Source organism: Bacillus sp. JJ1566 (assembly GCF_036962685.1).
Lineage (GTDB): Bacteria > Bacillota > Bacilli > Bacillales > Bacillaceae_L > Ferdinandcohnia.
In genome coordinates this window covers 84,954-100,095 of record NZ_JBALOP010000025.1, presented here as the reverse complement: position 1 = coordinate 100,095, position 15,142 = coordinate 84,954, and the positions used below count along the sequence as shown (strand labels likewise).

14 protein-coding genes and 1 other RNA gene are annotated in these 15,142 nt (G+C 38.3%); 1 reads left to right on the top strand and 14 read right to left on the bottom strand.

From position 1 onward, the window contains the following. Nucleotides 1–37: 37 nt before the first annotated feature. From rnpB to V7112_RS11090, 8 genes are all read right to left on the bottom strand, one after another. Nucleotides 38–432, bottom strand: an RNA gene (gene rnpB / locus V7112_RS11125) — RNase P RNA component class B. 145 nt (nt 433–577) lie between these two features. Continuing rightward, nucleotides 578–877, bottom strand: a complete 300-nt coding sequence (gene gpsB, locus V7112_RS11120) for a cell division regulator GpsB (protein WP_335419505.1) — start codon at nt 875–877, stop codon at nt 578–580. A gap of 93 nt (nt 878–970) precedes the next feature. Next, on the bottom strand, nt 971–1,528 hold the full coding sequence (locus tag V7112_RS11115) for a DUF1273 domain-containing protein (protein WP_335419502.1): 558 nt from the start codon (nt 1,526–1,528) through the stop codon (nt 971–973). 128 nt (nt 1,529–1,656) lie between these two features. Then, a complete protein-coding gene (locus V7112_RS11110) occupies nt 1,657–1,893 on the bottom strand; it encodes a spore coat protein (RefSeq protein ID WP_335419136.1) in 237 nt (78 codons plus the stop codon). Between the two features lie 364 nt (nt 1,894–2,257). Next, nucleotides 2,258–3,520, bottom strand: a complete 1,263-nt coding sequence (locus V7112_RS11105) for a ribonuclease H-like domain-containing protein (RefSeq protein WP_335419134.1) — start codon at nt 3,518–3,520, stop codon at nt 2,258–2,260. Nucleotides 3,521–3,532: 12 nt separating this feature from the next. Beyond that, entirely contained in the window at nt 3,533–5,812 is a 2,280-nt protein-coding gene (locus tag V7112_RS11100; RefSeq protein ID WP_335419131.1) for a DEAD/DEAH box helicase, read from the bottom strand. A 257-nt stretch (nt 5,813–6,069) separates the two neighbouring features. Next, nucleotides 6,070–7,530, bottom strand: a complete 1,461-nt coding sequence (locus tag V7112_RS11095; protein WP_335419128.1) for a protein adenylyltransferase SelO — start codon at nt 7,528–7,530, stop codon at nt 6,070–6,072. Between the two features lie 24 nt (nt 7,531–7,554). Beyond that, nucleotides 7,555–8,427, bottom strand: a complete 873-nt coding sequence (locus tag V7112_RS11090; protein WP_335419126.1) for a TetR/AcrR family transcriptional regulator — start codon at nt 8,425–8,427, stop codon at nt 7,555–7,557. 153 nt (nt 8,428–8,580) lie between these two features. On the opposite strand from V7112_RS11090, the gene V7112_RS11085 reads away from it, so the two are divergent. Continuing rightward, entirely contained in the window at nt 8,581–10,086 is a 1,506-nt protein-coding gene (locus tag V7112_RS11085) for an MDR family MFS transporter (RefSeq protein ID WP_335419121.1), read from the top strand. A gap of 167 nt (nt 10,087–10,253) precedes the next feature. Here V7112_RS11085 and cspD read toward each other — a convergent pair whose 3' ends face one another. The 6 genes from cspD to V7112_RS11055 all read right to left on the bottom strand — a co-directional run bounded on the left by cspD (nt 10,254) and on the right by V7112_RS11055 (nt 14,889). Continuing rightward, complete coding sequence (gene cspD / locus V7112_RS11080) at nt 10,254–10,454, bottom strand: cold-shock protein CspD (protein WP_077618554.1); 201 nt, start codon at nt 10,452–10,454, stop codon at nt 10,254–10,256. Nucleotides 10,455–10,596: 142 nt separating this feature from the next. Next, the gene (locus V7112_RS11075) at nt 10,597–10,803 is read right to left on the bottom strand and encodes a cold-shock protein (RefSeq protein ID WP_335419118.1); all 207 of its coding nucleotides are present in this window, start codon (nt 10,801–10,803) and stop codon (nt 10,597–10,599) included. A gap of 232 nt (nt 10,804–11,035) precedes the next feature. Beyond that, nucleotides 11,036–11,956, bottom strand: coding sequence for an ABC transporter ATP-binding protein (locus tag V7112_RS11070; RefSeq protein ID WP_335419499.1), 921 nt, complete (start codon nt 11,954–11,956; stop codon nt 11,036–11,038). Nucleotides 11,957–12,010: 54 nt separating this feature from the next. Continuing rightward, nucleotides 12,011–13,009 (bottom strand): ABC transporter ATP-binding protein, encoded by a 999-nt coding sequence (locus V7112_RS11065; RefSeq protein WP_335419113.1) that lies wholly within the window; start codon nt 13,007–13,009, stop codon nt 12,011–12,013. A 24-nt stretch (nt 13,010–13,033) separates the two neighbouring features. Next, nucleotides 13,034–13,963: an ABC transporter permease gene (locus V7112_RS11060; protein ID WP_335419110.1), complete on the bottom strand. Its 930-nt coding sequence runs from the start codon at nt 13,961–13,963 to the stop codon at nt 13,034–13,036. Further along, nucleotides 13,960–14,889, bottom strand: coding sequence for an ABC transporter permease (locus V7112_RS11055; RefSeq protein WP_335419108.1), 930 nt, complete (start codon nt 14,887–14,889; stop codon nt 13,960–13,962). Before V7112_RS11055 ends, V7112_RS11060 begins: the two co-directional genes overlap by 4 nt. Between the last annotated feature and the right edge of the window lie 253 nt (nt 14,890–15,142).

The following is a 15,142-nucleotide window of genomic DNA, read 5'->3' as shown; positions in this document are numbered from 1 at the left end:
CTTTATTCATCATGTAATTCTCGTTTAATCAATAACGTTCTGTAAGCCATGTTTTGTTCCATCGTACTTCAGTCGGTAAAACGAATACCTCGTACTCCGGTGGTAATCATCTATCTACAGACGGTTAACCGCCTGTCCTTCTCCTTGTTCATTTCCAAGAGAGAAAGTGCCCCTACCATTATTTGGGTTTCTCGCTCGTGGGGTTTACCTCGTTCCACTCTTGTAATTTCTTACAAGACTTCGTCACTGTGGCACTTTAAAGGTAGTCAAACCATATCCAAATGGACTTAGGTTTTTTCCCTGCCGTTAGCAAAGAACAATTCCTCGCTACCCTAGCTTATCGTTTCGCTAGGCACGAACACTACGGACATCTCAGCCCGTGCGAGCATGGACTTTCCTCTGCAGGTCACCCTGCAGCGATTACCCGAACGTTATTAATGTGTGCAAAAAATAGTATAGTAAAAAATCATTACAATTGCAAGAGTTTAGACTCTGGTAAATATTACCAATAAAGACTCTAAGTCTATGAACGTTACTTCCTGTGGCAGCGTCTTTGTGTCCCACTACACGCGAGGCTTTACTCGTACAATTTACTACCAAAAACGTGTTTTTCAAGGTTTGACAATCGTTTTAAAATATCAAAATTCGTTGTACCTGTTTGCGCCTGTGGTTGTTTCTTAAATGAATCCTCCAACTGACGCTTTAATCGTAGATTTTCTTGTTGTAACTCTTCAATTTCTTGATAAAACGTTTCGTAATCTTTAATGATCACATCTAAAAATTTATCAACTTCTTCTTGTTTATAGCCTTTCATGCCTGATTTAAATTCTTTTTCAAGTATCTGTGATGCAGTTAATTTTATTTTATCAGATAACATAGATTTCACCTCAATACACTTTCCCCATTATTCCTATATCTATTTTTTCAAAAATTTCATGTATTGTCAATTTATATTGAAAAGCTGCCCTTTTTAGAATTCGTTATTGGCGTATTGTTCCTCTTCAGCAATTACTTGAAGGTCATAAGCGTTAATCGTAATAAGTTGATATCCTTCATTTTCACTCTTTATTTTCGCATCCGAATAAATATAACGGGGACTCCCATCCTTTTCCTCATCATATAGTATTAATAATGCATCACTTTTGTCCAGAAAAAAAGCATTTTTTAATCGAAATTGTGATGGATTATCATATTTCCGATTTGTAATGCTGTTTACATAGTCTGCTTGTGACAAAATGAATTGGTAGTATTCTCTATTTGTTTCATTCCATTTTTCATCTTGCTCAAGGAATGGAGTAATAACAGCAAGCTTAAGGTCTGGATATTCCTCTTGAAGCTCATAGGTAATTTCAGCTGCCCAAAGCTCAACCCCTAGCTGCCCGCTAATAATGACCCATTCTAGTCCATCTTCAATTAAGGGGATTAGCGCATTTTTAAGGGCTAGTTTGATATATCGGATACCAGGATGGTCTTGTCCAAAAATTCCAAGCTCAAATGGTTTATAGCCTGTAATTGCAACTACCTTTATCATGTCTAGGCTCCTTTACTTGTGATTTTAACTGTTACTACTCAAAATCATATGTAAAACAGGAACCATGACAGTCCCTGTTGTGTTTTGTAAGTTTTATTGTTACGTTTTTAGATTAAGTTATTTGTTTATCGACCAAAAAATGGTCCTGGTGGTCTAGCTCCACAATTGAAGTGTTGATTTGTTACTTCATTCGCAACAGATTCTGTGTGTGGGAAATAATGCATATGTTGATACATATGATGATTTACATGTTGCGTATGTGAAGGATGAATATGTGGAACAATTGTTTTACAGCAGTGGTGTTGAACACAGCATTTAGTTGGGTGAACAATAGGTTGCATTACATTTGTTGGACAAAACATTTTATTTATCTCCTTTCCTTCATCTGTCTTACATTAATAGCCTATGAAGGAATGTGGAGTCATGTACTAATCAAAACACCTATTTTTAATGCTATTTTTTATAAAAAAAAGGCATAGGAGCCGTCTTTTAGCCCAGTTAACACGATCACAATTAATACTAGTACAAAGAAGTATAGAAATAATATTTTCTTATACATAACATTTTTCTCTCCATCTAAAATAATATTTCCTTTACACAAAACACTATTTTACATGGTATTACATTGTTCTACAATGACAAATGAAGGAAGTCTTCAAATCTTCATCGAATCGACAAATAAAGCGCGAAAAACCACTAAATTTGCGCTTGCCCGGGCAATATTTTCTAATTATTTTGAAGTTTCCTGCCTATTCTCGAGATTCTCTTTTCAAACTCGTTTTCAAGTTTCGCATTTTTTGTCTTATTACCTGAATTTATCGCTTCTTTCCATCGCATGTAACCACTATTTGCAAAATCCCAGGCGGTTTCATAATCCTTCATATGATGCTCATAGTATTTTGCAAGCTCAATTCCAGCGATGACAGCATCCTGATCATCACCATTTTCATGTACTTCAATAAACAGCTTCATTGCTTCCTCCAGCTTTTTCTCCTTTTTTGAAAGAAAAGCGAGGGCAAGCTTTGCCTTTGTTTCCTTTTCTGAGTCCACATCCACTACTTGCTCAAATAATTCCTGTGCCTTTTTAGTCTCACCTAAAGCCTCAAGCCATCTCGCCACTTCGTATTTATCGGAAGTATATTTATTCTTTTCGTTCAAAATTACTACACCAGATAAATGAACGTAGAGAGTTAATAAGGATAAAATATCAATTTCATTATGACGCATGACTCCAAAGATACCATCGGGCACTTGATTTTCCACGAAATCAAAATAAAGAATCGGTGCTAAATAACCCGGGACATCACCATCACGCTTAATATTTAAAATTTCCTTCTCAACATTTGAAAGTCTTACAGAATCCAGTTTGTTTTTCCAAAGTCTTCTGGCCGCATGATACAAATCAAAATGGCCAAAATCCGGCAATTTAGGAAGTGCATCTCGAATTAATGTATGCCTTGTTTTTACCTGTGGCCAATCAAAGGATTTGCCGTTATATGTGACTAGAGTTGTGTAATCAACACTTGAGAGGAAGCTTTGGTAAAGGGCAATTTCAGCTCCAGGATTGGGTAAAAAATGTTGAGTGAGAACAACTTTATTTTCGTGTACTCTTGCGTGTCCCAATAGAAAGATTGTATTTCCCGTCCCTCCACCTAAACCTGTTGTTTCCGTGTCAAAGAAAAATAAATCGGAAAGCTGATGACCTTTTGCTGACAATGGATGCTTGATTGTAGATGAATTCCACATTTCGATACAATCGTTTAATTTGGAAAAAGTATATAAACCATGCTGATAATCCAATGGATATTCTACTTTACGAACCATGCAGTATGTTCCATCAAAATAAAATGGTTGCGCGCCAAATGCTTTCCACTTATCGAGAAAGGGAATTTCGTCCAAAATAACAGGAAGATTGACAGATTTCGCTTTTTCTACATCTTCTTTCACAATATGATTTTTTAAACGATTTAATTTCCCTTTAATCGACATGTTGAAACTCCTTTAACGTTTTCCTTGTTTTAGCTTGGCAATTAATGTTAGTGCATCATTTTTTGCCCGTTCATGAATCACTTCAGTCCCGATACAGGATGGGCAGCCCGATTCACATGAGCATTTTCTAATTAATTCCTCAGATTCACCCAAGAGATTTTCCATAGCCTCATAGACTTTTTCACTTAAGCCAATTCCACCTGGATATCGATCGTATAAAAAGATTGTGGGCTGTTCATTGTGTATGGCTTTCACCTGTGGAACAACATGCAAGTCTGATGGGTCGCACATTGTCATCAGTGGAGCAACATGCCTTAACACATTTGCAACACCTACTAAACCTTCCTCAATCCGCTCGTCGCTGAATCCTTCAAGCTCTGATTTTTTCAGACTAATCCATGCAGAGGATGTATGGAGCTCCTCTTCTGGTAGATGAATCGGTCCTGATCCAATATTCTCATGGGTTTCAAATTTTATTTTCTTAAAAATTGTTGCCATCGCTTGAACGGAAACATCTCCATAACCTATTTCGATTGATTGCCTTGCACGTTCCTTATCAACCTCTAAAACCCTAAGACTAACTGCTAGGTTTGCATCTGTGAAGTAATCAACATCTACTTCTCTCACAAAAGCTTTCTTTTCTTCCCAATCTAGCTTTTCAACCTGGTATTGAACACCTTGGTGTAAATAAATAGCTTCATCATGAAGTAATGTCATCGCACTAAAACGATCCATTTCTCCAATCACCTTCACGGCCGCAATATCAGTTTGGTCAATGATTACAACGTTCTCCTGTGAAGCTGAACGCAGACTAATATTGTGGGCAGGGAAGGAATCATTCATCCAATACCATTTATCCCCATTTTGATGGAGGACTCTTTCCTCAGTTAAAAACTCTAGAATATCTTCAAGATCAAGCTCACCAAATGTATCTCCTACTTTAAACGGTAATTCATAGGCAGCACACTTAATATGATCAATTAAAATCACTAGATTATTAGGGTTAATCCGGGCTGTCTCAGGATTTCTACTAAAAAAGTATTCAGGATTTTGAATCATATATTGGTCAAGAGGATTAGAGCTGGCAACCATGAAAATCACAGCTTCTCCTTGGCGTCGGCCAGCACGACCTGCCTGCTGCCAAGCACTTGCAATCGTTCCAGGGTAACCGGTCATAATACAAACCTGAAGTTGTCCAATGTCTACACCTAATTCAAGAGCATTTGTGCTGACAACTCCGTAAATATCGCCATTCCGAAGGCCATGTTCTATTTCACGACGTTGCTTCGGCAAATACCCTCCTCGGTAACCTTGGATTGCTTTTGGTCCCAGCTTATGTTTCACAAGCTCCTGCAAGTACGTTAGGATAATTTCCACTCTCACCCTGCTTCTTGCAAAAACGATCGTTTGTATTTTATTTTGTAAAAATTCACTTGCTAGTTTCCGAACCTCGAGTGTCGCACTTCTTCGAATGTTGAGCGGTTTATTGACAATTGGTGGATTGTAAAAAACAAAATGCTTTCTACCTGTTGGTGCACCATTGTTCTCAATTAGTTCCATTTTTGTTCCGGTCAAGTTTTCAGCGAGTTCTTTTGGGTTAGCGATTGTAGCAGATGTACACATAAAAATCGGATTACTTCCATAAAATTCACAAATTCGTTTCAAACGCCTAATCACATTTGCCACATGGCTTCCAAATACACCACGATATGTATGCAGCTCATCGATCACTACATATTTCAGATTTTCGAACAAAGAAACCCATTTTGTATGATGAGGAAGAATAGCAGAATGTAGCATATCTGGATTTGTTATGACAATATGCCCTGCTTTTCGTACCTTTTGGCGAATGTTTGCCGGGGTATCACCATCATATGTATAGCTGTTAATAGCTACTCCCATTTCCTCAATGATTTCATTTAATTCACTTTTTTGGTCCTGAGCTAGAGCCTTTGTTGGAAACAAATAGAGTGCACGGGCCTGATCATTTTCAACAATCGTTTGTAAAACGGGAAGATTATAGCAAAGTGTTTTACCTGATGCTGTTGGGGTTACGGCAACGAAATTGCATCCACTTCGAGTTATTTCATAGGCTGAATGCTGATGAGTGTAAACTCTTTGAATACCTCTTTTATCCAGTGCTTCTCGTAATCTATCATCAATGGATGCAGGCATGTCCATTAAATTGGCAGAAGTCGCCTCAATTGTATGCCAGTGAACAATGTTCTTTGCATATTGCGGGTTTTCTTTTATGAAATCCATTAATTCATGGATATTTTTCCGAAACTTCATTTTGAATCACCTCAGAATTTCTACCTTTATTGTACAGAATAAACGTTCGTTTTTGAAGTGATATCATAAAATAAGCATTTGGTATTTTTAGCATACAAAAAAGAAATGCGGAAGCACCTCGCTCAGCCCCGACAAGCATAAGAAAAGACGGCGAGAAGGATGCCATTTATCCTTCTTGACGGATTGGCTTATGACCTCGAGGGGCTAGGTGCTGAAGCTAGACACAAAAAAGCACACCCAAAAGGCGTGCCTTTAATTTAAGTTCCACAAAATGTTCGATATGGTTTATTTGAAGTTTCTGGTAGCTTTGCATATTCAGCCTGCGATGGTGTATGTGCAAAGGGATCTTTTAATACGTCTATAAGTTTGTCCATGACACTATAATCACTTTCAGTGGCCGCCTCCAGTGCTTCTTCAACACGATGATTTCGCGGGATGACTGCTGGATTCGATGTCCGCATCAATTCCGTTATCTCTTCGTCTGTTTTCTTCTGTTTCTTTTGTCTATCCTTCCATTTTTGCAGCCAATTTTTAAAAGTATCGTTCCTACAAATAGAAAAACTATCAAGGTTATTGAAGGTTAAATCAATGAACGTATTCGTAAAATCTAGTTCGTTTTGTTCCATCAAATCTAGGAGTTCATCAATAAGTTCCTTATCCTCATCCTCTTGATCGAATAACCCAAGCTTTGCCCTCATTCCGTTTAGCCAATATTCTTGATAAATCCCATTGTAATTCGTTATTTCATCTTGTGCGAATTGAAGTGCCTGTTCCTCATTTTCATGAAGTAAAGGCAATAAGCTTTCTGCGAAACGAGCAAGATTCCAACCCCCAATATACGGTTGGTTACCATAGGCATAGCGACCTCCTGTGTCAATTGAACTAAACACAGTTTTCGGGTCATATGTATCCATAAATGCACATGGACCATAATCAATGGTTTCTCCACTTATCGCCATATTATCTGTGTTCATAACACCATGAATAAAACCTACCAGCTGCCATTTTGCAATTAAGGCTGCTTGACGTTTGATCACCGCGCGTAAGAGAGCTAGATGAGGGTGTTCCTCATCCTTAATTTCGGGATAATGACGTTCAATCGTATAATTTGCTAAGCTTCGCAGTTCATCTACTTTTCCAAGACCTGTAATAAATTGAAATGTACCCACTCGAATATGACTTGAGGCAACACGTGTAAGAATTGCACCAGGCAGACCTGTTTCTCGATAAATTGACTCACCTGTGGTCACAACAGCTAAGCTTCTGGTCGTCGGAATACGTAATCCATGCATAGCCTCACTAATGATATATTCACGCAGCATTGGTCCAATTGCTGCACGGCCATCGCCACCGCGTGAATAAGGTGTGCGACCTGCACCCTTTAACTGAATATCAAAGCGTTCTCCAACAGGTGTTATCTGTTCACCGAGCAACACAGCACGGCCGTCTCCAAGCATTGTAAAATGTCCAAACTGGTGACCAGCATAGGCTTGAGCAATAGGTTCAGCACCGTTAGGTATACGATTTCCAGCAAAGACCTCTATACCGTTCTCCAATAAGCCCTTTACGCTTAAACCAAGTGATTCGGCTAGCTCTTTATTTAAGACAACTAATTCTGGTTCGCGAACATGTGTCGGATTTGTTTTAGTATATAATTCTCTAGGCAGCTCTGTATAGCTGTTGTCAAAGTTCCATCTCATTTTACTATTCGTAATCATAAACACCCCTTTTACTTATTAGGATCATTGCATTCTTATAAAATACCAAAGGAAATTTGTAAAGGTGTTAACCTGCACTTCCAATTCTGTCTGTACAAAAGACTGCTGAAATGGTTTTATCAAAGGCTGTAGCACACTTTTTCGAATCCGTTCCCGCTGCAATTCTGTAACAATCGTTTCATAAAGATCTTGCTGATCGATTGTGAATGTTGCTTCTTGCTCTAATTTTTTTGCTAAATCTAAAAGTTCATCAAGAGTTAGAACCTTTCGATCAATTCTTGCTTGTAGAAAATGGAGTGATGAAGGATCAAGCAAGGTACTCCCCTTATCAATCATAATTGGAATAATCGCCTCTAAATATGTTAGCAAAACCTCGACTATCCTATGTATCGATTGTGAACTATTCGTTATTTTCATTGTAAATAAGATATAATGCATCATTCCGTAAAAGAGAATGGAAAGTTCAAACGCAAAATCTCTTACTTTGTCACCATAGACATCAACAAATCGTCTCGCCAGCCATTCCAATTCATGAATACGATGATGCATCACCATTTTTTTAAGCTCAACCTCATTTGAATTCAAAATGGCTTCAAAAATAGTATTAAGATTCCGTTCCCGATTTAATTTGGTCAAAATCGAAATTTGATCTATTAAAACAGTACGGTCTGTCTCATCTTTTCCAACCTGCATCTCCATTCGAATTTTGCTTGCATCAGATCGTAGTCCTTCTAAGATTTCAGCGATGCAGTCATTTTTATTTGAGAAATAATTATAAAAAGTACCCTTTGAGATATTCGCATGATCAATAATATCTTGTATCGAAGTTTGTTGAAATCCTTTTTCAACAAATAATGTTAACGCAGCATCTGCCACTCGTCTCCTACGCTTATTCATATGCCCTCCAAAACTTCCTTTTTATTCCATGAAACCATTTTATTTTCTTCCCCAAGAATATTATACCTCAAGTATAAATATATTGCACAAATTGAACTTGTGGTATAAAATCATTCGAGTAACAATTTAAGAATGAATTGAGGGGATAAATTAATGAATTCAACATTCCAAGAAAAAAAGCCGCCATATGTGATGTTAGCAATACTTTTTGTTGGGGCATTTGTTTCGTTTTTAAATAACTCATTACTCAATGTTGCCTTACCATCTATTATGATTGATTTAAATATTGAAAATTACTCAACCGTTCAATGGCTGGCAACTGGGTATATGCTAGTTAGCGGTGTCTTAATTCCGGCTTCAGCGTTCCTAATCACAAGGTTTTCTAACAGAAGCCTATTTATTACATCTATGCTTATTTTTACAATTGGTACCGCTATGGCTGCATTCGCTCCAAACTTTGGTGTGTTAATTGCTGGACGAATGGTTCAAGCAGCAGGCTCTTCCGTGATGGGACCATTATTGATGAATATCATGCTAGTTAGTTTCCCGCTTGAAAAACGCGGTACAGCAATGGGTGTTTTCGGATTGGTTATGATTACTGCTCCTGCAATCGGTCCAACTTTGTCAGGGTATATCGTCGAACATTATGATTGGCGCGTATTATTTGAAATGATCATACCTCTTGCAGTGATAAGCTTAGTACTTGCAATTTGGAAATCTAAAAACGTGATGGAAGTAAATAAAAGTGCAAAAATTGACCATCTTTCCGTTATTTTATCAACATTTGGGTTTGGTGGTTTATTATACGGATTCAGTTCTGTAAGCAATGATGGATGGACAGATACCCTTGTAATAACATCATTAATTATTGGTGCGATTTCGTTAATCTTATTTATCTTACGTCAATTAAAAATAGATAAACCAATTCTTGATTTACGGGCATACAAACACCCAATGTTTGCACTAGCATCTGTGATTGCAATTGTTAACGCGGTAGCGATGTTCTCAGGAATGATTCTAACTCCCGCATATGTACAAAGTGTTCGTGGAATATCGCCTTTCGAATCCGGGTTAATGATGCTTCCTGGTGCCATAGTTATGGGAATTATGTCACCGATCACCGGTAAGTTATTTGATAAATTTGGTCCCCGCCTTCTATCAATTGGTGGTCTTCTCATTACAGCAGTGTCAACCTATTTATTAACACAATTACAGATTGATTCTTCATACTCCTATATCATTACAGCGTACACTCTTCGTATGTTTGGAATGTCAATGGTCATGATGCCGATTATGACAAACGGATTAAATCAGCTGCCCGCACATCTATATCCACATGGAACAGCAATCAATAATACCGCTCAACAGGTTTCTGGTTCTATTGGGACTGCAGTTTTAGTAACAATCATGAATAATGTGGCTAAAGCTGAAGGAGAAAGTTTAGCAGCAAATATGGATCCAACCATAATAACTGAAAGCACACAGGCTCTTATTGGTCAACAAGCATTACTTGCGGGAATCAATTATTCCTTCTTGGTTGCCCTTGGCATTAATATTGTAGCATTAGTTTTAGCATTGTTTATTAAACGAGTAGATGTACGAGGAAAAGGAGTTCCAACGCTTGAAAAAGCAGCTTCACTTAAGGCTACTACAAATTAATGCAATACCCCCTGACTTTTTTAGCTCAGGGGGTTTTTTGGCCCACACGAAGTGGGTCACAACGACGAAGACATCAGGACGTGGCGTTCTTAGTCTTTGATCTTTATGTGCAAACAAAAAACAGATCCTAAAATAGAATCTGTTTTGAACGGTTTATATTTGGTTCGTTACACTTTTTGAACATTAGCGGCTTGTGGTCCTCGGCTTCCTTCTTCGATATCGAAAGATACTTCCTGACCTTCTTCTAACGTTTTGAACCCATCGCCTTGGATTGCTGAGAAGTGTACGAATACATCGTCTCCACCTTCAACTTCGATAAATCCAAAGCCTTTTTCACTGTTAAACCATTTTACTTTTCCTTGTGCCATTTTGTTTCCTCCTATGTAATGCAACAAAAATTGTTGCAAGGTAATGCATGAATTATTATGTCCATAGGGAAATCATTTTATAACCGAAAATTTAATCTGTTTTATAAAAAAATTTCTAAAGTGGAGGAAACATGTATTAATCCTATGCTAAAAAGCTCTTATTATGGTTATTAACAACCTGTAATAATCTTGTGTTTGTCTCCATTTCAGAACCACACAATGGACAGGTTGGCTCTGTAGTACTCTTAAAATTATCTCGCACCCATCCATTACATTCCTCAGATGTGCATTCCCACACCTTCGTTTCCTCAGTAACAATTTCTTCGACTGGTCTTCTTCCAAAAGCCATTCAAATCATCTCCTTCGTTTTGGTTGGCACGAAACATTGCAATAAAAAAACTTATTATAAAAGGTCGTTCTAAGAGCGCTTATTAAGCGCCACTACGGTTAACTTTGCCCTTTGGGATTTTCGTTAACGCGAAAGCTTCCATGAGAAACTCCTTATAATAAGCATTATTATTAATTTATCTTTATTAGAAAATATTATACCACTTTCTACCTATATTTGTAAAACCAACGGGTTAATCATCATATAAATGACAAGCCGTGAAGTGGGATGGCTTTACTTCTTTCCATTTTGGAATCTCAACTGCACATCGTTCCATTACATATTTACATCTAGTTCGGAACACACAACCCGATGGTGGAGATAATGGACTGGGTACCTCTCCTTCTAAAACTATTCGCTCCCGTTTCACAGCTGGATCAGGGATTGGAACTGCGGACAACAAAGCTTTTGTGTATGGATGAAGTGGGTCATCATATAGGGACCCGCTATCCGAGAGTTCAACCATATTCCCTAAATACATCACGAGGATTCGGTCTGAAATATATTTGACCATAGATAAATCATGAGCAATAAATAAATAGGTCAAGTCCATTTTTTCCTGCAGGCTCTTTAACAGATTAACTATTTGTGCCTGAATTGATACATCCAAAGCTGAAATTGGTTCATCACAAACAATAAATTTCGGATTAAGCGCCAGTGCCCTTGCAATTCCTATCCTCTGTCTTTGTCCCCCACTAAATTCGTGCGGAAATCGATTAGCATGCTCTGAACGAAGCCCGACAAGTTCTAAGAGCTCCTTCACCCGCTCTTTTCTTTTTTTGCCTTTTGCAAGATGGTGAATATCTAATGGCTCTCCAATAATATCCTCAATCTTCATTCGTGGATTTAATGAAGCATATGGGTCTTGGAAAATAATTTGCATATCCTTGCGCAGATTTTTCATTTGCCTCTGATTAAACTCATAAATATTTTTCCCTTCAAAGAAAACCTCGCCGGCTGTTGGTTCGATTAACCGAATAATCGTTTTTCCTGCTGTCGATTTACCGCAGCCGCTTTCACCTACCAGACCAACTGTTTCGCCTTTATTGATGATTAAATTTAAATCATCAACCGCTTTTAGCGGCTTCTTTTGAATCGGAAAGTATTTTTTCATATTTTTCACTTCTAGCAATTTTTCTGTTTTTGCAGCCACTTTTCGACTTCCTCCTTAGACGAAATTCGTTCGTTTTTTAGCCATCGGATGATTTAGCCAACATGAGCTGTACTGCGTCGGGCTAACACCTTCAAATTCCGGTTTATGTTCTGCACAAATTTTCATTGCCCTTTCACATCTCGGATAAAATGAACAGCCCTTTGGTGGGTCAAGTAAATCCGGAGGGGTACCCGTAATGGTGGATAATTTTTCATGCTTATCCATATCCAGTCGAGGTACTGATTTTAACAATCCCTTTGTATACGGATGAGTCGGATTAGAAAAGATTTCTCCGACACTGCCCGTTTCCACGATTTCGCCTGCATACATCACAACAACCTTGCTACACATTTCAGCTACAACACCAAGGTCATGCGTAATTAAAATAATTGAAGTATTCGTTTTAGTCTGCAATTCCTTCATTAGCTGCAAAATTTGAGCTTGAATGGTCACATCTAGCGCTGTTGTCGGCTCATCCGCAATTAAAAGCTTCGGCTTGCAAGCAAGGGCGATTGCAATCATCACCCGCTGCCTCATTCCACCAGAAAATTCATGGGGATATTGATGAATTCGCTTTTCAGGCTGTGGAATACCTACGATTTCAAGCATTTTTACAGCATGTTCAAGCGCCTTCTTTTTTGGAATCTTTGTATGTCGAATAATCCCTTCTGCTATTTGGATCCCAATTTTTGTCGTTGGGTTTAACGATGTCATTGGATCCTGAAAAATCATCCCAATCTCATTCCCTCTTATTTTCTCCATCGCTTTTTCTGATTTTCGAACAATGTTTTCTCCATTCAACATGATAGAGCCCTTTTCAATTTTTGCTTGTGGGGACGGAAGAAGTCGCATAATAGATTTGGCGGTCACACTTTTACCACAGCCCGATTCACCAACGATTGCAATGGCTTCCCCTTTTTCAACAGAGAAGGAAACACCTCGAACTGCCTTTACTTTCCCAGCACTTGTATCAAACGAAACATGCAGATCATTGACTTCTAATATATTTTCCAACTACTACTCATCCCTTTCGTCAATCTATTTCCGTAATTTCGGATCGAGTGCATCTCTTAGTCCATCTCCGAACACATTAAAAGCAAACATTGTCAGCGAGATGAGAAACGCTGGGAAAAATAATTGATAGAAATTCCCAATTAATATACTACCTAATGCATCATTTGCCATAGTTCCCCAGCTTGCCTGTGGAGCGGGTATCCCAAGGCCTAAAAAGCTAAGTGTCGCTTCTGCAAAAATAGCAGTTGGAACGGTTAATGTTACGTTTACTAAAATCGGTCCCATCGTATTAGGAATCATATGTCTACTCAAAATCCATGAGGTTTTTGCTCCCATTGCATTTGCTGCTTGAACATATTCATATTCCTTCAGTTGGAGTACTTGCCCTCGAACAAGTCTCGCCATTGGTATCCATCCTGTTATCGACATCGCAATAATAATAGCCCATATTCCTCTTTCTAGGACAATCATGACCAAAATAACCATTAATAAGTATGGAATGGCATAGAGTACTTCCGCGATTCTCATCATGATGTTATCCGTTCTACCGCCACGTATACCGGAAATGCCTCCATAAATAATCCCGGCTACAAAATCAATTAAAGCTGCCATTAGTCCAATAAACAACGAAATCCTTGCACCATACCATGCACGTGTAAACAAATCTCTTCCAGATGCATCTGTCCCAAACCAATGCTCCGCATTCGGACGGAGGTTCTTCTTTGTAAAATCTTGCTCATAATACGTGTATCCGTTTAAATAAGGTCCGATAATCGCCAGGACTCCAATCACAATGATGATAATGAGCCCAAGCATCGCTAATTTGTTTTCTATTAACCGATTCCATACATCCTTCCAATATGAAATGCTTGGTCTCGCAATTTTTTCAGCTTCCTCAAATTTCTGTTCAACAGGTGCAAACATGTCTTCTGTAAGATTTGGTTGATTTTTCATTTGCTCTCCCCCGTTACTTTAATTCTTGGATCAATCCACGTATAGGCGATATCAACAATGAGAATAAACAGAATGAGGATGGCTGAATAAAAAATCGTCGAACCGAGAATAACAGGGTAATCCCGATTAAAAATACTTGTTACAAACATTTCTCCCATACCCGGGATACCAAATATTTTTTCAATAATAAAGCTCCCTGTTACAATATTCGCAATCAAAATCCCGACAATTGTAACGACCGGCAGAATAGCGTTTCGAATGGCATGCTTCAATATGATTGCACCTTTTTTGATACCTTTTGCTTTTGCCGTTAAAATATAATCCTGACTCATCACCTCTAGCATGCTTGACCTCATTAATCTTGCAATAAAAGCCATTGGCATCATCGCTAGTGACAGAGACGGGAGCACCGTATGGGACCAGGATTTCCAGGTTGCAACTGGGAACCATCGCAACTCAACTGCTAAGTAATTGATAAGAAAGGTTGCAAGAATAAAGTTAGGAACCGAAATCCCGATGATTGCAAGAATCATAGATGAGTAATCTGGCCATCGATTCCGATAAAGGGCTGCAATAATTCCAAATAACAATCCAAGCGGAATCGCAAACAGTAAGGCCTGTGTTCCTAAATGCAAGGAAACAGGAAAGCCATTTACGATTAAGTCATTCACTGTTAAAGTTGAAGATTTATAAGAAGGTCCGAAATCAAACTGTAGAATAGAAAGTAAATAAAGACCATATTGTACGAGTAAAGGTTTGTCCAAATTATAATAGCTTTGAAGATTATTATAAACTGCCTCTGGCATTGTTCCTTCTTGGGCAAATGGGTTTCCAGGAATACTATGCATTAAGATGAAAGTTAGTGTGATAATTACCCAAAGGGTTACAACTGCAAGGACTATTCGTTTTCCAATATACTTAAGCATGTAATCCCCCTTATTTAAAGGTTTGTCTACTTCTAACTGCCACGTTTTGTGGCGAACTTAGGCCTTGAGCACATCATGGACAAGTAAAAATCGGGTATGCTGGTTCCCAGCATACCTCGATTTCCTAGTGGTCTAAGAAATTATAAAAATTATCGTGGTGGATACCTTTTAATGGGTGTATCCAAGTCCAGCTCCAGCGCCTAGCCTCTCTGGTCTAGCCAATCTGTCAAGAAGGATAAAGTACATCCTTCTC